Here is a 17,875-nt window from a genome sequence, read left to right as displayed (position 1 = left end):
GTTCGGCGCCCGGGCGCGGTCCCATGTGTACCGGTTCGGCGCCCGGGCGCGGTCCCATGTGTACCGGTTCGGCGCCCGGGCGCGGTCCCATGTGTACCGGTTCGGCGCCCGGGCGCGGTCCCACGTGTACCGGTTCGGCGGTCGAGCGCGGTCCCCGGTAGGAGCGACCGCAGGTCGCGATGGGCTGCAAAGCAGCCCCAAGCCCAAGCTCAACCCAGCACCGGCTTGAGCAACGCCTGGGCCTCATACAGCGTTGGCAGATAACGCAGGCGCATCTCGTCCAGGCTCAACCGCGAGGCGTGGGTGGTGATGGTCAGGGTCGCCTGCAAGCGACCGCCGCGATCGAACAACGGTACACCCAGCACACGCATGCCGATCTCGTATTCCTGGTCGACGATGCACATGCCCTGGTCCCTCACCCGCCCTATCTCCTCCTCCAGCCAGCCCCTGTCCGTCTGCGTATAAGGCGTCAGCTGGCACAACGGCGTGCGCGCAAAGTACGCCTCACGCTCGGCCTCTCCCAGCCACGCCAGCCAGAGGCGCCCACTGGCCGTGCAATACATCGGCACCCGCGACCCCGGCCGGATCGACAGCGAGCTGACATGGCTATAGCGGCTGCGCACCAGGTGGATGATCTCGTCCCCGTCGCGGGTACCCACCGACACATGCTCCTGGGTCTGCCGGGCCACTTGCTCGACGATCGGGCGCAGCATACGCGGCAGTTGCGCCGAGTCCACATAAGCCTGGCCGATGCGCAGCGCCTTGGGTGTCAGCCAGTAATGGCGGTTGTCGGTTTCGGCGAAGCCTTCATGCACCAGCGTCAACAGAAAGCGCCGCGTGGCGCTGGGCGTCAGGCCCGAAAGCCTGGCCGCCTGGGGCACGCTCAAGCGCGGTTGGTCGGCGCTGAACAGCTGCATCAACGCCAGGCCCTTCTGCAGGCCGGCTATCAAGTCGCGGGGGTGGATCTCAGGCTGGGTCATCAGGTCGACTCGTAAAAGGCAATTGATTCGATAATCGCCATAGCACTGCGATTATCGCATCAAACCCGCGACATGCGCATTGCTGCCTGCGCCGCCAAACACCAAGCTGGCCTCCACAACAACAGCAATAACGGAGGTCAGCATGATCCGAGGCTCGACTGAACTGGTCGCCATCGTCGGTTCCCCCATCACCCAGGTGAAGTCGCCGGAAAACTTCAACACCTGGTTCAGCCACCACCACCACGACCTGGCGATGCTGCCCATCGACCTGCAGGGTACGGCCCTGGGCGCCTTCGCCGACACCTTGCGTGGCTGGCACAACCTGCGTGGCTGCGTGGTCACCGTACCGTACAAGCAGGCCCTGGCCACGCAAGTGGACGAACTTAGCCCGCGTGCAGCGGCACTGGGTTCGGTCAATGTGATCCGCCGTGAACGCGATGGCCGCCTGCTGGGCGACAATGTCGACGGTGCAGGTTTCCTCGCTGCCGCGCGCCAACACGGCTTCGAACCCAGCGGCAAAAGCGCGTTGGTGGTGGGCTGTGGCGGGGTCGGCAGCGCAATCGCCTATGCCCTGGCAGAAGCCGGTTTGGGCCAGGTCACCCTGGCCGACGCCTGCGCCAGCCGCACCAGCGCCTTGGCTGACGTGCTCGGCAAGCCATTCCCAAGGCTGCAGATCACCACCCACTACCACTCGCTGGAGGGCTTCGACCTGGTGGTCAATGCCTCGCCCGTGGGCATGGGCGAAAGCGCCGAACTGCCGCTGGCCGTTGAGCTCCTGGGCACGCTGCAGCCCACCACGCTGGTGGCCGACGTGGTCACCTCGCCGGAAATCACCCCGCTGCTGCACCTGGCCCGCCAGCGCGGCTGCCCGGTGCAGACCGGCGCGCACATGGCTTTCGCCCAACTGGGCCACCTGGGCGCCTTCATGGGCGTGACGCCGCTGGAGATCTGACCCATGCCCGGACCTGAGCCTATCTATGACCTGGTAATACTCGGCAGCGGCGCCGGAGGTTTCGCCGCCGCAGCCACGGCAGCATGCCGTGGGCTGAAGGTGCTGCTGGTGGAGAAGGCCGATACCTTCGGCGGCACCTCGGCGATCTCTGGCGGCGCGGTGTGGCTGCATGGCACCGACCAGGCCCGCGCCGCGGGCGTCGAGGACTCCCCCGCCGCCATGCGCACCTACCTGCAGCAGGTGATCGGCGCCGGCTACGACCCAGCGCTGGTGGACGCCTTCATCGAACAGGGCCAGCACGCCTTGCGCTGGCTGGAACAGCACACCGAACTGCGCTATAGCCTGCGCCCGCACTCGCCCGACTATTATCCCGACCTGCCCGGCGCCACCGAGTCCGGCCGGGCGCTGGAAATGGTCGAGTACGACGGCCGCCAACTGGGTACACGCTTCAAGGACCTGGCAATGCCACCGCCCGGCATGCTGCTGTTCGGCGGCATGATGGTCAACCGGGTAGACATCCAGCACTTTCTGAACCTGCGCCGCTCGCCAGCCTCGTTGTGGCATTGCCTGAAGCTAATGGCACGCTACGCCCGCGATCGCCTGCACCACCCCCGTGGCACTCGGCTGACCACTGGCAACGCACTGATCGCCCGCCTGGCCAGCAGCGCCTTCGCCCATGGCGCCGAGCTGTGGCTGCGCAGCGAGGCCCAGGCGCTGATCGTCGAGCAGGGGGTAGTGACCGGTGTGCAGGTGCTCCGTGAAGGGCGTACCGAGCAGGTGCTGGCACGCGGGGGGGTGATTTGCGCCATGGGCGGTTTCGCCGCCGGGGCACTGGCTGCCACTTACCGGCCAAGCACCGGTGCGCTGCACCTGAGCATGTCGCCGGCCGGCAACGACGGCGCCGCCCTGCGCCTGGGGCAGGCGCTGGATGCCGCCGAGGGCGAAGGCCTGGCGGCCAATTTCTTCTGGGCCCCGGTATCCGAGCTGCAGCATGCCGATGGCCGCCGCGAACGCTTCCCGCACCTGGTGACCGACCGGGCCAAGCCGGGGGTGATCGCGGTGGCCGCGAACGGCCGCCGCTTCGTCAACGAGGCCGACTCCTACCACCATTTCGTGCAGCGCATGTTCGCCAATGGCATCGGTGAGTGTTGGCTGATCTGCGATGCCCAGGCCATGAACCGCTACGGCCTGGGCCTGGCCCGGCCGCAGCCGGTGGACAACCGCGCCTTGATCGAGGCGGGCTACCTGCACCGGGCCGATACAGTTGCGGCCTTGGCCCAAGCCATCGGCGCCGACCCACACGCCCTGGCCCAGACCCTGGAGCACTTCAACGCCGATGCCCGCAACGGCGCGGACCGCGCATTCGGCAAAGGCAGCAACAGCTACAACCGCTACATGGGCGACCCGCAGCACCAGCCCAACCCGTGCCTGGCAGCGCTGACCCGGGCGCCGTTCTACGCCATTCGCCTGCACACCGGCGACCTTGGCTCGGCCCGCGGCCTGGTCACCAATGCCCAGGCCAACGTGCTGAACCGCTGCGGCACGCCCATCCCCGGCCTGTACGCGGTGGGCAACGACATGAATTCGATGATGAACGGCACCTACCCCGGCCCCGGTATCACCCTGGGCCCTGCCCTGACCTTTGGCTGGCTGGCCGCCAGCCATATCGCCACCCGCCTGCAAACGGAGACTCCCACATGTACTACGAACTGAGAACCTACACCCTCGACCCGCTGAAGATGGCCGACTGGCTGGCGCTGTACCAAAGCCATGCGCTGCAGGTGCAGCGTGAGCACCTGGGCAACCTGGTGGGCTTTTTCACCAGCGAGTTCGGCGAGGTCAACCAGGTGGTGCACCTGTGGGCCTACGCCAGCCTCGACGAGCGCATGACCCGCCGTGCAGCCATGGCGGCCGACCCGCGCTGGGCGGAGTTTTCCCGCCGCAATCGCGAGCTGGGTGCCGTGCTGCAACTGCAGTCCCGGCTGCTACGCCCCACCCCCTTCTCCCCCCTGCAATAACTGAACGTAGGAGCGACCAAAGGTCGCGATGGGGTGCGAAGCAGCCCCAACGATATTGGCACCCACGCTAAAAGCAGAGGCCCCCTATCGCGACCTACGGTCGCTCCTACACCCCCATTTTTTGAGGATCTGATATGCAAGCGCTTGAATGCGACGTGCTGGTGATCGGCTCCGGCGCCTCGGGCCTAGCGGCGGCGGTAACTGCCGCGCACCACGGCCTGAAGGTGGTCGTCGCAGAAAAAGCCCGGCAACTGGGCGGCACCAGTGCCTGGTCAGGCGGTTGGCTGTGGATTCCACGCAACCCGCTGGCCATCGCCCAAGGCCTGGTTGAAGCACCCGACGCAGCGCAACGCTACTTGCGCGCCCAGGCCCATGCCCGCGAACTGTGCCCGCGCCAACGCGCCTTCCTGCAACATGGGCCGGACATGGTGGCGTTCTTCCAGCAACACACCGCCGTGCAGTTCCACTGCGCCAGCACCCTGCCAGACATGTACGACGGCGATGGCAGCGTGCGCGGTGGCCGTGCCCTGTGCGCCTTGCCGTTCGACGGGCGCAGGCTGGGGCCATGGATACATAAGCTGCGCCCACCGCTGGACATCGTCAGCCTAGGCGGCATGGGCATCGCCGGGGGTGCGGACATGGCCGCCTTCTTCAATGCCCGCCACTCGCCCAAGGCCGCGCTGCACGTTGGCAAGCGCCTGCTGCGCCATGGCCGCGACCTGCTGCTGCACCGCCGTGGCCTGCAACTGGTCAACGGCAACGCCCTGGTTGCACGCCTGCTGCGCAGTGCCCTGGACCTGAACGTGACGCTGCTGACTGGGCTGGCGGCCACGCACTTGCTCGGCGAAGGGCCTGTGCAGGGCGCGCAGTTCGCCGGTGGCCAGCGCATCCTCGCCCACCGCGGCGTGGTGCTGGCCTGCGGCGGCTTTGCCCATGACCGTGCGCGCATTGGCCAACTGATGCCCCATGCCCCCGATGGCCAGCGGCACTACAGTGCCGCGCCCGTGGAAAACAGCGGTGACGGCCTGCGCCTGGGCGAGCAGGCCGGTGGGCGTGTGGGCATCGACCTGGCCCATGCCGGGGCCTGGGCACCGGTTTCACAGGTGCTGCGCCGTGATGGCAGCGTCGGCCATTTCCCCCACCTGATCGACCGCGCCAAGCCCGGTTTCATCGCCGTGCGCCGCGACGGCCGACGCTTCGTCAACGAGGCCGACTGCTACCACGCCTTCATGAACGCGCTGTTCGCCGCCACGCCCGCTGGCGAGCCTGCCGAAGCCTGGCTGATCTGCGACCATGCCGCGCAGCGGCGCCATGGCATCGGCTGGGCCAAGCCTTTTCCGTTTTCAACGGCGTTCTACCAGCGGCGCGGCTACCTGCACAGTGCGCGCACCCTGGCAGCGCTGGCCGAGCGCTGCGCCATCGATGCGGCGCAACTGCAGCGCACCGTGGCCGACTTCAACTACCACGCCGCCCACGGTGAAGACCCGGCCTTCGGGCGCGGCGCCTCGGCCTACAATCAGGCCCAGGGCGACCCGCTGAACGCCCCGAACCCATCGCTGCGGCCATTGCGCGAAGGCCCCTTCCATGCCGTTAAACTGCTGCCCGGCAGCCTGGGCACCTTCGCCGGCCTTCGCACCGACGCCGCGGCGCGCGTGCTCGACCAGGCCGGGCAACCGATACCCGGCCTGTTCGCCGTCGGCAACGATATGCACAGCGTGATGGGCGGGCATTACCCTAGTGGTGGCATCACTCTCGGCCCAGGCATGACGTTTGGCTACCTGGCCGGCAGGGCCTTGGCAGGCCAATCTTGACGGCGCGCTATTGTTCGGTAACCGAACAATAGCCCCACACCCGAATTGACGGTGGCCGATTCACTGCGCACCATGCACCGGCCTTGCGTGTACCCCCTGCCTGGGGCCAGGTCACGTTCGAGAAAACGCCGTTCATTACAATTTCAAGAAACGACCAGGATATGAACCACTCCAAGCTCACCACCGCCGTCCCGCGCCTGCCTTCTGGCGGCATCGGCGACAAGATCCGTGGCGCCTTCGCCGTCGGCAAAACCCGCTGGGGCATGCTCGCCCTGGTGTTCTTCGCCACCACCCTGAACTACATCGACCGTGCCGCACTGGGCATCATGCAACCGGTACTGGCCGAGGCCATGCACTGGACGTCGATGGACTACGCCAACATCAACTTCTGGTTCCAGGTGGGCTACGCCGTCGGCTTCCTGGTACAGGGCCGGCTGATCGACCGGATTGGCGTCAAGCGCGCCTTCTTCATTGCCGTGCTGCTCTGGAGCCTGGCCACCGGCGCCCATGGCCTGGCCACCTCGGCGGCAGGCTTCATGGTGTGCAGGTTCATCCTTGGCCTGACCGAAGCGGCCAATTACCCGGCCTGCGTGAAAACCGTGCGTTTGTGGTTCCCTGCTGGCGAACGGGCCATCGCCAACGGCCTGTTCAATGCCGGCACCAACGTCGGCGCCATGCTCACCCCTGCGCTGCTGCCGTTGATCCTGGCCGCCTGGGGTTGGCAGGCAGCCTTCATCGCCATGGGTTGCCTGGGGCTGGTGTGGCTGGTGTTCTGGGGCCTGAAATACTTCAACCCGGAAGACCACCCCAGCGTTCGCGACAGTGAGCTGGCATACATCCAGCAGGAAGTGGAGCCTGAGGTGCCGCGCCTGCCGTTCAGCCGCATCCTTGGCATGCGTGGCACCTGGGCATTCACCGTGGCCTTCTCGATCACCGCGCCGGTGTTCTGGTTCTACCTGTACTGGCTGCCGCCGTTTCTGAACCAACAGTACAACCTCGGCATCAGCGTGACCCAGATGGGCATCCCGCTGATGCTGATCTGGCTGACCGCTGACTTTGGCAGCATCGGTGGCGGCATTCTCTCGTCGTGGCTGATTGGCCGGGGCATGCGTGCGACCACGGCGCGCCTGGTGTCGATGCTGCTGTTCGCCTGCACCATGGTCAGCGTGACCTTCGCCGCCCACGCCAGTGGGTTGTGGGTGGCGGTGCTGGCCATCGCCTTGGCGGTGGGGGCGCACCAGGCGTGGACCGCAAATATCTGGGCGCTGGTGATGGACTATACGCCCAAGCACCTCATCAGCACGGTGTTCGGCTTTGCCAGCATGTGCGCGGCGGTGGGTGGGATGTTCATGACGCAGATCGTCGGCAGTGTGCTCACCGCTACCCACAACAACTACGCGGTATTGTTCAGCATGATTCCGGCGATGTATTTCCTGGCGCTGATCTGGCTGTATTTCATGGCGCCGCGCAAGCTCGAAGGCCAATGATCCTGGTTTTTTCGCTTACCTCTACGGGGCCCTGACGGGCCCTTTTTTCGCCTGGGGATCGCGCGCCGCGAGCGGCGCATCGCGAGCTTCGCTCGCTCCTACCGGGCGCGCAACTCGCGATAGGGGCTAGAGGCGAGCCAACACCGACTTGGCCTTTTCCAATGCCAGGCGCGCACGCTGCTCACCGCTGATGCCCTGCTCCAGCAACTGCCGGGTGGGGATTTCCAGGCTCAGCGGCACGGTTGGCGGCAGCGTGCGCAGCAGGCCCAGCAGGTCGGCATCGCCCTCCCCCGGGAAGCGTCGCTCGTTACGGGCCTGGCGCAGGATCTCGTCCATGTCATCCGGCACCGGGCCTGCAACGTCACACAGCTGGGCATAACGCATGCGCTGCGCAGGCCACTGCGCCAGGTCGCTCAACAACGAGCCCGAGCGGTTGAAGTGGAAGGCGTCCACCAGTACGCAAGCATTGGCCCGGTCGGCGTTGCTCACCACCCGCATGGCCTGGCGCAGGTCACGCACATCGGTCCAGGGCATGAACTCCAGGTGCGGATGAATACCAAAGCCTGCGGCCAGGTCGCACAGCTCGGCAAAGCGCTCCGTCAGCCGCGCCTCATCCGGGTCGTTGCCGGCCACCAGCAGCTCGGTGCCACCCAGCTCGGCACCTACCGCAAGAATCGGTTCGAAATCGGCCACGCAGGTGTGCGGTTTCAGGCGCAGGATCTCCAAATCCAGCACCTGGATGCCGGTGTCGCGCAGGCGCGCCTGGGTTTGCCGGCGTAGGCTGGCATCGGCCACCAGCGGGAAGTGCTGCTCCTGCTCGGTGGCCGGCACCAGGCGCAGGCCGACGTGGCTGTAGCCGGCGCGGGCGGCGGCCTCCACCATGTCTGCCGGGGAAAGTTCGAGCACGGTCAGTGCCGCCAGGGAAAAGCATCGTTCAGTCATGGGTGTTGTCCTGGGCAAGTACGGTCAGGCAATCGGCTGGGGCGCACAGGCCCGGCCCGTTTCGGCGGCCTGGCGAATCGCTTCGATCAGGGCCAGGGTACGCCCGCCGTCGGCGGCGTCGATCAGCGGCGCTTCTTCACCGCGGGCCACGCGAATGAAGTGCTGCAGCTGCAAGGTCAGGGCCTCGCCCGCCGCAATCGGTTCATCGCTTTGCAGCAGCGGCGTGTGCCAGCCCGCACCTGCCTCGGCGTAATGCCAGCGCTTGAGCTGCGGAATGCTCAAGGCGCCCTGGGTGCCAGCCAGCAGGTAGCAGGGTTGGCCGTCCTGGCGTGGGTACACCGAGCTTTCACCGGAGTCCAGCTCCCAGCTCCAGGGTGCGGCCACCGCGTCCGAACCGGTCAGGCTGCCCAGGGCGCCGTTGGCGAACTGCAGCAGCACCGCCGCGCTGTCTTCGTTGGCAAAGCCGCGCACGTCGTTGCGGGTGAAAGCCTGCACCTGCACCACCTCGCCGCACAGGTGGCGCAGCAGGTCGAGGTCGTGGATCAGGTTGGTCAACAGAAAGCCCGCGCCCGGCTCACGGCGCCAGGCCGTTTCGAAGTAGCTGTCGGGTTTTTGCAGTTGCCACAGCGCAGTAACGTTGATCAGCCGCCCCAGCTTGCCTTCACGAATCACCTGGTGGGCCTTGGCGATCAGCGGGTTGTGCCGCCGGTGGTGGCCGACCAGCACCGGCACGGCGCAGCGGCGCGAGGCCTCAACCAGCGCACGGACTTCATCCAGGTGCACCCCCACCGGCTTTTCCACCAGTACCGGCACGCCCGCCTCGACACAGTCCAGGGCCGTGGCAACGTGCAGGTTGTTGGGGTTGGCAACGATCACCGCCTCGGGCCGGGCCTGCTCCAGCATCTGCCGGTGGTCGGCGAAGCAGGCCACCGCGCATTCAGCGGCGAAGGCTTCGGCCTGCGGGCCGGGGTCGGCCACGGCGCACAACTGCGCGTTGGGCAGCCGGCGCAGGTGATGGTAGTGCTGGCGGCCCATGATGCCGGCGCCAATCAAGGCAATTCGCAGGGGTGGGTTCAACGGGGTGTCCTCTTGTCATTGTTGTGAATGAAGTTATGGAACCAGGTTCCAGAATCGACATTTACCAATGTAGAACCCTGTTCAGCTTTTCAGAACACCCCGGCTAATAAGCTGTGCGGTTATCGACCACAAATCAGGCGAACAGCTCGCTCGCCAGGCTTGCTGCCGACAGTTCCTGGGCTGCGGCCAGCAGCAGCGGCGCCAGCTCGGCCAGGCGCGCCGGTGCAAGGCGTGCGCTGGGCCCGGCAATGCTCAGCACGCCGATCACCTCGGTGCTTTGCGGGCGTTGCACCACGGCGGCCAGGGCCGAGGTGCCCAGCGCCGAGGTTTGCTCGACCCAGGCATAGCCGCGCTCGCGGGCGCGTTGCAGGTAGCCCAGCAGGTCGTCGGTGGAACGCGGCGCGTTGGGGCCGAAGTGCGTAGGGTCGGCGATGCCTTGGCGCAACACCATCTGCAGCGCCTGCTCGTCACTGTGGCTGGCCAGCCAGGCGTGCCCGGAGGCGGTGTAGAACAGCGGTGCGTCACGGCCCATGTCCGGGTCGTAGCGCAGCCCCGAGCGGGCGCCCTGGGACTTGGCGATCCAGGTTTGCCGGCCACCGTCGATCACCCCCAGGCGCACCAGCTCGCCGCTGTCCTGGGCCAGCCGGTCGATAATCGGCTGGATGATGTCGGCGCCGCTGCTGGACAGGTAGCGAAAGCCCATGGCCACCAGCTTGGCAGACAATTGGTAACGGCTGTTGTCGCGGTTCTGCCGCACGTAGCCAAGGCGCACCAGTTCGGTGAGCATGCGGTGGGCTGCGCTCTTGGGGATGTCCAGGCGCTCGGCCAAGGTTTGCAAAGGCAGGCCATGGGGTTCGCCGGCAAGGCTTTCCACCAGGCTGAAGGCGCGTTCGATCTGACTACCGGCCATGACATGTGTCCCTGAAAAAGTGGGCGAATTCTAGAAGATGATTCCATGGCGTCGATAGCAGAACAGGCAGGGCTGCGCTGAAGTGTCCGGTTATCGACCACAAGTTGCCCGCCCAGCTTGCGTGATGCCGGGCAGGCTCGCAAGAATATGGAATCTGATTCCAATAATAACCAGGAGTTGCCCCAATGCCCCATTCAACCGACTGCGATGTACTGGTCATCGGCTCCGGCGCGGCCGGGCTGGCGGCGGCGGTGACGGCCGCCTGGCATGGGCAGAAGGTGATCGTGGTGGAAAAGGACCCGGTATTGGGCGGCGCCACGGCCTGGTCCGGCGGCTGGGCGTGGGTGCCGCGCAACCCGTTGGCACGGCGGGCCGGCATCGTCGAGGACATCGAACAAGCGCGCACCTACCTGCGCCATGAGCTGGGCGAGCAGTACGACGCCGAACGGGTCGATGCCTTTCTTGAAGCCTGCCCGCACATGGTCGCCTTTTTCGAAAAGCACACTGCCTTGCAGTTCGCCGAGGGCAACGCCATTCCCGACATGCACGGCGACACCCCCGGCGCTGCCCTGGGCGGGCACCAGGTGATCGCAGCGCCCTACGACGCCCGCGAAGTGGGCGCGCTGCTGCCGCGCCTGCGCCGCACGATGCGCGAAACTGCCTTCCTGGGCATGCCGATCATGGCCGGGGCCGACCTTGCCGCGTTCCTCAACCTCACCCGCTCGCCACGCGCCTTGCTGCACGTGTGCAAGCGCTTCGCTCGCCACCTCTACCACCTGGCCCGCTACGGCCGGGCCATGCACCTGGTCAATGGCGTGGCACTGGTGGCGCGCCTGGCGAAGTCGGCGGCAGATCTGGGCGTGCAATTGCAGACGTCGAGCCCGGCCAGGCGCCTGCTGGTGGAAGATGGCAAGGTGGTGGGCGCCGTGGTGGACACTGCGCAAGGCCAGCGCTCGATCCGCGCCGGCGCCGTGGTGCTGGCTGCAGGCGGCTTCCCCAACGACAGCGCCCGCCGCCAGCAGCTGCTGCCCGAGGGCATCCGTGCGCATGAGCACCTGGCCCTGCCCCCGCCGGGTTGCAGCGGCGATGGCCTGAGATTGGGCGAAGCCGCCGGCGGGGTGGTGGCCACCGACCTCAAGTCGCCGGTGGCCTGGGCGCCGGTGTCCAAGGTGGCGCACCGCGATGGCAGCGTCGGCCACTTCCCGCACATCATCGAGCGCGGCAAGCCTGGCATCATCGGCGTGTTGGCCAACGGCAAGCGCTTCGTCAACGAGGCGCACGGCTACTACGACTACGTGTCGGCCATGCTGGCGGCCGTGCCGCAGGGTGAGCCGGCCTGTTCGTGGCTGATCTGCGACCACCGTTTCCAGCGCCGCTATGGCCTTGGCTACGCCCGCCCAGCACCGCTGCCGGTGGGGCCGCATGTGCGTAGCGGCTACCTCAAGCGCGGCGCCACCCTCGAACAGCTGGCCGCAGCCTGTGGCATCGACCCGGCGGGGCTGAGTGCCACGGTGGCGGCGTTCAACAGCCATGCACGCAACGGCCAGGACCCGGCGTTCGGGCGTGGCTCCACCGCGTTCAACCGCAAGCAGGGCGACCCTCGGCACCCGGGCCCCAACCCCTGCGTCGCGCCCATTGAACAGGGGCCGTTCTATGCGGTGAAAGTGCAGCCGGGTTGCTTCGGCACCTTCGCCGGCCTGCGCACCGACGGCCACGCCCGGGTGCTGGATGCCAGCGGCCAAGCCATTGCGGGCTTGTATGCGGCGGGCACGGACATGGCCAGCGTGTTCGGTGGATGGTATCCGTCCGGTGGCATCAACCTGGGGCCGGCGTTGACCTTTGGCTATGTCGCGGGGAGGCACCTGAGCGGCGCAAAGGGGTATGAATGAGCGCAGGGCAGATTCGGGCATGGACATTGGTCGGGGTTGCGCTTAAAACTGGGGGCAGAGTGTTGAGTGGGTGTGGGGGTTAGGGGTGCATGGCTTGGGGTGTTTGGCGCCTGGGAGATCGAGCGCCGCCCGCGCGGCGCATCGCGAGCTACGCTCGCTCCTACGTTTGTTTCGGGCCAGTTATGCCTGTGCCGCTGCGCCTGAAACTGACGTAGGAGCGAGCGCAGCTCGCGATGCGCCGCGCGGGCGGCGCTCGATCTCCCCGGCAACACAACCCCCAAGGCGAACACCACCGCCCCCAAAACACCCCACCCATCAACCCACCGCCGACCTTCACCCAAGGAGGAACCCCGCCTTTGAACACCAACCCCGAGCGCTCACGCGGCTGGCTGGCCAACAAGTTGCTCGCCGACGGCCAGGAACCGGACCCGCGCTTCACCCTGGCCAACGAGCGCACCTTCCTAGCCTGGATTCGCACCTCCCTGGCACTGCTGGCCAGCGGCATCGCCATAGACATGTTCACCGCAGAAATCTTCAGCGCCGGCACACGCCGCCTGCTGGCCGTGGCGCTGATCTGCCTGGCCCTGCTGCTGAGCCTGCCGGCCTTCGTGCGCTGGCTCAACGTCGAGCGGGCCATGCGCCAGAAACGCCCGCTGCCCTTCCCACTGATCGCGCCCGCGCTGTCGATCGGTGTATCGCTGGTGATGGTGGTGTTCGCCTATGCGGTGTTCTTCCATGCCTGAGGCCGACAACGGCCACGTCGATGACGGGCTGCAACCGGAGCGCACCCTGCTGGCCTGGCGCCGGACCATCCTGGCCATGGTGGTGTGCAGCTGCTTCTTCCTGCGCTGGGTGCCGCACCACCGCTGGCTGGCAGTGGTGCCGGCGGTGCTGTGCCTGCTGGCCGCCGGGGCCGCCTGGCTGCGCCTGCGGCGGCGCTACCAGCGCCACGTGGTGGGGCTGCGCGCCGAAACCATCGCCTCGGGTGTTGCCGTGAACCTGATGCTGGCCGTGTGCGTCACCGCCCTGTGTGTGGTGGAACTGGCCGCGATCCTGGCCTGGTGACGGCCCTGGCGGCTAGAGCTGCGCCAGCCAGTACGGCACGTCCACGGCGTCGATCTGCTCGGGGCGCAGGAAGCGTTCGGCGTATTCGCGGTACACCCCACTGCCAAGAAACAGCTTGAGCAACTGCCCGTCGACATGCTGGTCACGGGCCATGAACACCAGAATCTTCACCGACTCGGACAAGGTCTTGGCCGGTTTGTACGGGCGGTCGGCCGCCGTCAGCGCTTCGAAGATATCGGCAATCGCCATCACCCGCTCGGCAACGCTCAGCTCGCCCATGCGCAGGCGCCGTGGGTAGCCGCTGCCGTCCATCTTCTCGTGGTGGTTGCTGGCGATGTCCGGCACCCGCCGCAGTTGCCGCGGGAAGGGCAGCGCGGTGAGCATCATCAGGGTCTGCACGATGTGTTCGTTGATCTTGAAACGTTCTTCGTCGTTCAGCGTGCCACGGCGAATCGCCAAGTTGTACAACTCGCCATGGTTGCTGGCATGGGCCGGCAGCCGCATGTCGAAGCCCCAGACATTGCGCGGGTCGTCCTTGGCCACCGGTGGCTTGCGTGGCCCCCAGGGCACGCGGTGCTCCGGGCGGTCGGCCAGCAGCGGCTCGGCCACCGGCAAGGGCGGCGCCGGCACTTCGGCAAAACGCTGCGCTTCATCGCGGGAAATGCCCAGGCGGTTGTCGAAATGGCGCTGCCAGCGGCGCTCGCCGATGCGCTGCAAGCGGTCGATGTCGGCCTGCTCCATGAATTCGCCGCCGATATTGGCCTTGGCGACGAAGGCGAACTCTTCCTGCAATTGCGCGCGGGCCTGCGCCAGCACCTGTTGCAATGCGCCGGGCTGCCCGCCCTGGGCCAGGCCTTGCCAGTAGGCAAGCTCGGCATCGCGCCAAAGCACTTCGAAGCGCATGCGGATTTCGTGAATGCGGTTGTACAGGGTTTCCAGCTTGGTCGCCTTGTCCACCACGTATTCGGGGCTGGTGATCTTGCCGCAGTCGTGCAGCCAGGCGGCGATGCGAAACTCGTAGCGTTCGGCCTCGCTCATGCTGAAGCCGGCAAACGGCCCGCTGTCGGCCTGCACGGCTTTGTCCAGCAGCATCTGCGCCAGTTGCGGCACACGCTCGCAGTGGCCGCCGGTGTAGGGGCTCTTGGCATCGATGGCGTCGGCCAGCAGCTTGATCATGCCGTCCAGCAAGCGTTGCTGAGCCTCGACCAGCTGACGGGTTTCAATGGCCACGGCGGCTGCGCCGGACAACTCTTCGACAAAGCGCCGGAACGGCCCACTCACCTCACTGGCCGCCGCCTCGCCGCCCAACTGCAACACAAGAATGCCAAGCCGTTGCTGGCTACGGTCATCCAGCACCACCGCAAGGCTGCGCCCGCGCAATTCCAAGGCCTGGGTAACCGTCGCGGCCAGGTCGCCGAGGTCGCTTTCAGGTACCGCCAGCGCGGCGGGGTAACCATCGCCCCGGCAGGCGGCCGCCAGGCGCAGTTGCTGTTGCTCGGTGTCGTACAGGTACACGGCGCCGCCACTGACGCCCGCAGCGTCCACCAGGTGCTTGAGCACGCCGTCGAGCATGCGCTCCAGCTGGGTTTCACGGCTGAGCGTCAGGGTGATCGCCTGAAAGCTGCGAATCGTGCCGGACATGCGCCTGAGCACGCGGCTGAGCTCGCGCACTTCGCTCACCCGCGACGCCACCCCGACTTCGCGGCTGAAGTCGAAGTCGGCCAGGCCGCGCACCTGCTCGGCCAGCTGGTGCAGCGGGCGGCCGATACGCTGCCCGATCAGCCCGCCGAGCAACAACAGCACGGCCATCAGCGCCGCCGTCCACAGCAGTTGCTCGAACAGCACCTTGCGCGCCCCCGCCAGCAGCTCGTGGGCCGGTACCGCCATCAGTACCTGCAATTGCTGGCCGGCCAGGGTCGTCAGCGGCACGCGCATGCCGTACCAGGCCTGGCCACCCACCTGGTACAGCGCCGGGCGAGTGCTTTGCGGCTGCTCGGCGTAGATCCGCTGCAGGCTGGGGATGCCCAGCTCGGTGACATTCGACAGCCGAACATGGCTGCCCTCATGCACGATCACCCGCAGCAGGTCGGGGTAGGCCACCACACTGCCCTGGTCATCGACCACGGCGATTTCGGTGCCGGCGGTCATGCGCAGGTCGCGGGTTTCGCTGGCCAGGTCGTCGACCGAGACGTCCATGCCGATCACCGCGACGCCGTCGGTGCTGCGCTGGGCCATGGTCAGGCCGATCTCGCGGGTGGTGAAGAACACGTAGGGGCGGGTCAGCACCGTGCCGGTGCGCTGCACGGCGTCGACGAACCAGGGGCGCTGGCGCGGGTCGTAGTGGTAGTCCGGCATGGCCTTGGCCAACAGCAGCGTCAGCGCGCTGTCGTAGAAACGCCACTCGCCCAGCATCGCCCCGCCCTCGCCCAGGCTCATGGTTTGCACCAGAAAGCGCGTGCCTGCCGGGGCGGCGAAGCGCTGCAGCAGCTCGGGGTCGACCAGCCGGCGCACCAGCAGGAACTCGCCATTGGGGTAGCCGACGTAGGCGGCGCTGAGCATCTTGTTGGCGTCGAGGTTCTCGACCAATTGCGGCAGCTGCGCCAGGCGCTGGGCCAGGGTGCCAGCGGCAGGGTTGAAGGCCAGCAGGCGAATGCTGCTCTGCGCCGGGTCCACCAGCCGCCGGGCGCGTTCATCGATGGTTTTGCCAACCTGCTGGGCAGCATCCCCGGCGGCGGCCACCAGGGTCTGGCTGATGCCGCGGTAGCCTTGCCAGGCCAGGCCCGCGCCGAGCAGCAGCATGCCGAGCATGATGGCCAGGGCCACCATCCACTGCAGGGAAATGCCCCGGCCAGGCGTGTTCATGGCTGCCCGCCCCCCGAACGCACGCGCCACCCCCTGCTCGCCCACAGGCGACCTGCCGACCCGGCAGCACGACCCAGCAACACCCAGACCATCCGCGGCATTCCTTATGTGGCGATTTCAACAGTGTAATCAGCCGAGATGAATGTGCTGGGCGAAAGGCGTTCGCTGGCAGCGAGGCATGCTCGATAGTGGCACGGCGATATTGCAGATTTCAATGCTGAGGGAGACGCGGTGGATGGCACCGGCTTCGCCGGTGTTCGCGGGGCAAGCCCGCTCCTACAGGGGATTGCTGTGCGCAATCCCGGCAAAAACCTGCCTGAATGGCCATTCGCCCTTGGCCTCCCGGCGCTTGCCCGCTAAAATCCTTCCCGGGTGCTAGCTGCAACGTGCAGTGAGGCAGGTTAAAGAACAACGCTGGTCGGGCCGCCATGCGGGAGCCTTTGCGCCTATGCAAAAGACCAAGTTGACGCGTGCCCAGCGTCTGGCCCAGCGTGCCTTCGCCCATTTCGAGCGTTTCCTGCACATCGAGGCCGTGAGCGGCATTGTGCTGCTGATTACCGCCATCGCGGCGTTGATCTGGGCGAACTCACCCGCCGCTGCCAGCTACGACGCCCTGTGGCACACCCCGATCGGCTTTACCCTCGGCTCGCTGAGCTATTCGCAGTCCCTGCACTTCTGGATCAACGATGGCCTGATGACCATCTTCTTCCTGGTGGTGGGCATGGAAATTCGCCGGGAAATCCACGAGGGCGCCCTGGCCAGCCTGCGCCAGGCCACCTTGCCCATGGCCGCGGCGGTTGGCGGCGTGGCCGTGCCGGCGCTGATCTACCTGGCGTTCGGCCATGCACCGGCCGAACAACAGGGCTGGGCCGTGCCCACTGCCACCGACATCGCCTTTGCCGTGGGCGTGCTCGCGCTGCTCGGCAAGTCGATTCCCTCCAACATCCGTGTGTTCCTGCTGGCCCTGGCGATCATCGACGACATCATCGCGGTGCTGATTATCGCCATCTTCTATTCCGGCGGCCTCGACTACAGCGGCTTCGGCGTGGCGGCCGTCGGCCTGCTGCTGGTGATCGCGCTGCAGAAAATTGGCATCGGCTCGGCCTGGGCCTATGTGATTCCCGGCGCCATCACCTGGGTTGGCATGCTGATGACCGGTGCCCACCCGACCCTGGCCGGCGTGGTGCTTGGCCTGATGACGCCAGTGGTTGCCATGCCGTTGGGCGAGCGCCCGGTGGATGCGATTTCGCGCTTCACCCATGACCTGCTCGGCCGTGCCAAGGCACCGGCAGCAGACACCGGCGAATTGATCGACCCCCTCAAGCGCCTGCGCCTGGCCCAGCGCGAGCTGGTGGCACCGGTAACCCGCGTGGGCGGCGCCCTGCACCCGTGGGTGGCCTACGCGATCATGCCGCTGTTCGCCCTGGCCAACGCCGGGGTGGGGCTGTCGGGCATCGACCTGTCGGCCGAAGGGCCGCACTGGGTGATGACCGCGGTGGCCGTGGCCCTGGTGGCGGGCAAGCCGCTGGGCATCATCGGCGTCAGCTGGCTGATGGTACGCCTGGGCTGGTGCAGCCTGCCGGCGCAGGTCGACTGGCGCGGCATCACCCTGATCGGCCTGCTGGCCGGCATCGGCTTCACCATGTCGATCTTCATCGCCAACCTGGCCTACAGCGACCCTGGCGCGCTGGGCGCGGCCAAGCTTGGGGTGCTGTCGGGTTCGGTGATCGCTGCCGTGCTCGGCCTGGCCTGGGGCGTGCTGGCGATGCGCAAGGCCAACGCCAAAGCCCCGCTGCAAGCGGGCTGAACCGATTCGGGGCCTGCGGGCCCCGGTCATTTTCTTGTATACAAAAATTTCAAACTTTGCTTACATGCCCTGGGC

The 17,875-nt window shown here is 67.1% G+C and carries 14 protein-coding genes; 9 read left to right on the top strand and 5 right to left on the bottom strand.

Annotated elements, in window-relative coordinates; all coding sequences use genetic code 11:
* Positions 1-209: 209 nt before the first annotated feature.
* Entirely contained in the window at positions 210-980 is a 771-nt protein-coding gene (locus F3J44_RS01200) for an IclR family transcriptional regulator C-terminal domain-containing protein (protein WP_167270120.1), read from the bottom strand.
* Positions 981-1,122: 142 nt separating this feature from the next.
* On the opposite strand from F3J44_RS01200, the gene F3J44_RS01195 reads away from it, so the two are divergent.
* The 5 genes from F3J44_RS01195 to F3J44_RS01175 all read left to right on the top strand — a co-directional run bounded on the left by F3J44_RS01195 (position 1,123) and on the right by F3J44_RS01175 (position 7,248).
* Positions 1,123-1,932 carry a shikimate dehydrogenase gene (locus F3J44_RS01195; protein ID WP_167270118.1) on the top strand — a complete coding sequence of 270 codons (810 nt, stop codon included), beginning with the start codon at positions 1,123-1,125 and terminating at the stop codon, positions 1,930-1,932.
* Between the two features lie 3 nt (positions 1,933-1,935).
* A complete protein-coding gene (locus F3J44_RS01190; RefSeq protein ID WP_167270116.1) occupies positions 1,936-3,645 on the top strand; it encodes an FAD-dependent oxidoreductase in 1,710 nt (569 codons plus the stop codon).
* Entirely contained in the window at positions 3,630-3,950 is a 321-nt protein-coding gene (locus F3J44_RS01185) for an NIPSNAP family protein (protein WP_167062187.1), read from the top strand. The genes F3J44_RS01190 and F3J44_RS01185 overlap by 16 nt, the downstream gene beginning before the upstream one ends.
* A 134-nt stretch (positions 3,951-4,084) precedes the next feature.
* Positions 4,085-5,761, top strand: coding sequence for an FAD-dependent oxidoreductase (locus tag F3J44_RS01180; RefSeq protein WP_167270114.1), 1,677 nt, complete (start codon positions 4,085-4,087; stop codon positions 5,759-5,761).
* Positions 5,762-5,922: 161 nt separating this feature from the next.
* Positions 5,923-7,248 (top strand): MFS transporter, encoded by a 1,326-nt coding sequence (locus tag F3J44_RS01175; RefSeq protein WP_167270111.1) that lies wholly within the window; start codon positions 5,923-5,925, stop codon positions 7,246-7,248.
* 126 nt (positions 7,249-7,374) lie between these two features.
* On the opposite strand, the gene F3J44_RS01170 is transcribed toward F3J44_RS01175, so the two are convergent.
* From F3J44_RS01170 to F3J44_RS01160, 3 genes are all read right to left on the bottom strand, one after another.
* On the bottom strand, positions 7,375-8,190 hold the full coding sequence (locus F3J44_RS01170) for a sugar phosphate isomerase/epimerase (protein ID WP_167270108.1): 816 nt from the start codon (positions 8,188-8,190) through the stop codon (positions 7,375-7,377).
* Between the two features lie 24 nt (positions 8,191-8,214).
* A complete protein-coding gene (locus F3J44_RS01165) occupies positions 8,215-9,267 on the bottom strand; it encodes a Gfo/Idh/MocA family protein (protein ID WP_167270106.1) in 1,053 nt (350 codons plus the stop codon).
* A 133-nt stretch (positions 9,268-9,400) separates the two neighbouring features.
* Positions 9,401-10,177: an IclR family transcriptional regulator gene (locus tag F3J44_RS01160; RefSeq protein WP_167270104.1), complete on the bottom strand. Its 777-nt coding sequence runs from the start codon at positions 10,175-10,177 to the stop codon at positions 9,401-9,403.
* Between the two features lie 185 nt (positions 10,178-10,362).
* Here F3J44_RS01160 and F3J44_RS01155 point away from each other — a divergent pair, with 185 nt between their 5' ends.
* The 3 genes from F3J44_RS01155 to F3J44_RS01145 all read left to right on the top strand — a co-directional run bounded on the left by F3J44_RS01155 (position 10,363) and on the right by F3J44_RS01145 (position 13,131).
* The gene (locus F3J44_RS01155; RefSeq protein ID WP_167270102.1) at positions 10,363-12,066 is read left to right on the top strand and encodes an FAD-dependent oxidoreductase; all 1,704 of its coding nucleotides are present in this window, start codon (positions 10,363-10,365) and stop codon (positions 12,064-12,066) included.
* Positions 12,067-12,422: 356 nt separating this feature from the next.
* Positions 12,423-12,809 carry a YidH family protein gene (locus tag F3J44_RS01150; RefSeq protein WP_240158157.1) on the top strand — a complete coding sequence of 129 codons (387 nt, stop codon included), beginning with the start codon at positions 12,423-12,425 and terminating at the stop codon, positions 12,807-12,809.
* Entirely contained in the window at positions 12,802-13,131 is a 330-nt protein-coding gene (locus tag F3J44_RS01145) for a DUF202 domain-containing protein (protein WP_205299613.1), read from the top strand. The genes F3J44_RS01150 and F3J44_RS01145 overlap by 8 nt, the downstream gene beginning before the upstream one ends.
* Positions 13,132-13,143: 12 nt before the next feature.
* Here the strand turns inward: F3J44_RS01145 and F3J44_RS01140 are convergent, their stop codons facing one another.
* A complete protein-coding gene (locus tag F3J44_RS01140) occupies positions 13,144-15,993 on the bottom strand; it encodes an HD domain-containing phosphohydrolase (protein ID WP_167270096.1) in 2,850 nt (949 codons plus the stop codon).
* Positions 15,994-16,441: 448 nt separating this feature from the next.
* Between F3J44_RS01140 and nhaA the strand changes: the two genes are divergently transcribed.
* On the top strand, positions 16,442-17,800 hold the full coding sequence (gene nhaA / locus F3J44_RS01135) for a Na+/H+ antiporter NhaA (protein ID WP_167062217.1): 1,359 nt from the start codon (positions 16,442-16,444) through the stop codon (positions 17,798-17,800).
* The last annotated feature ends 75 nt before the right edge of the window (positions 17,801-17,875 follow it).

Source organism: Pantoea sp. Tr-811 (genome assembly GCF_011752535.1).
Classification (GTDB): Bacteria; Pseudomonadota; Gammaproteobacteria; order Pseudomonadales; family Pseudomonadaceae; genus Aquipseudomonas.
The sequence above is the reverse complement of the archived record's forward strand: the minus strand, read 5'-3'. Positions and strand labels throughout refer to the sequence as shown.

What these genes read in the sequence shown, in the direction of transcription:
- F3J44_RS01200 (WP_167270120.1), bottom strand. Translation starts at nt 980, where the DNA reads ATGACCCAGCCTGAGATCCACCCCCGCGACTTGATAGCCGGCCTGCAG.
- F3J44_RS01195 (WP_167270118.1), top strand. Translation starts at nt 1,123, where the DNA reads ATGATCCGAGGCTCGACTGAACTGGTCGCCATCGTCGGTTCCCCCATC.
- F3J44_RS01190 (WP_167270116.1), top strand. Translation starts at nt 1,936, where the DNA reads ATGCCCGGACCTGAGCCTATCTATGACCTGGTAATACTCGGCAGCGGC.
- F3J44_RS01185 (WP_167062187.1), top strand. Translation starts at nt 3,630, where the DNA reads ATGTACTACGAACTGAGAACCTACACCCTCGACCCGCTGAAGATGGCC.
- F3J44_RS01180 (WP_167270114.1), top strand. Translation starts at nt 4,085, where the DNA reads ATGCAAGCGCTTGAATGCGACGTGCTGGTGATCGGCTCCGGCGCCTCG.
- F3J44_RS01175 (WP_167270111.1), top strand. Translation starts at nt 5,923, where the DNA reads ATGAACCACTCCAAGCTCACCACCGCCGTCCCGCGCCTGCCTTCTGGC.
- F3J44_RS01170 (WP_167270108.1), bottom strand. Translation starts at nt 8,190, where the DNA reads ATGACTGAACGATGCTTTTCCCTGGCGGCACTGACCGTGCTCGAACTT.
- F3J44_RS01160 (WP_167270104.1), bottom strand. Translation starts at nt 10,177, where the DNA reads ATGGCCGGTAGTCAGATCGAACGCGCCTTCAGCCTGGTGGAAAGCCTT.
- F3J44_RS01155 (WP_167270102.1), top strand. Translation starts at nt 10,363, where the DNA reads ATGCCCCATTCAACCGACTGCGATGTACTGGTCATCGGCTCCGGCGCG.
- F3J44_RS01145 (WP_205299613.1), top strand. Translation starts at nt 12,802, where the DNA reads ATGCCTGAGGCCGACAACGGCCACGTCGATGACGGGCTGCAACCGGAG.
- F3J44_RS01140 (WP_167270096.1), bottom strand. Translation starts at nt 15,993, where the DNA reads ATGAACACGCCTGGCCGGGGCATTTCCCTGCAGTGGATGGTGGCCCTG.
- nhaA (WP_167062217.1), top strand. Translation starts at nt 16,442, where the DNA reads ATGCAAAAGACCAAGTTGACGCGTGCCCAGCGTCTGGCCCAGCGTGCC.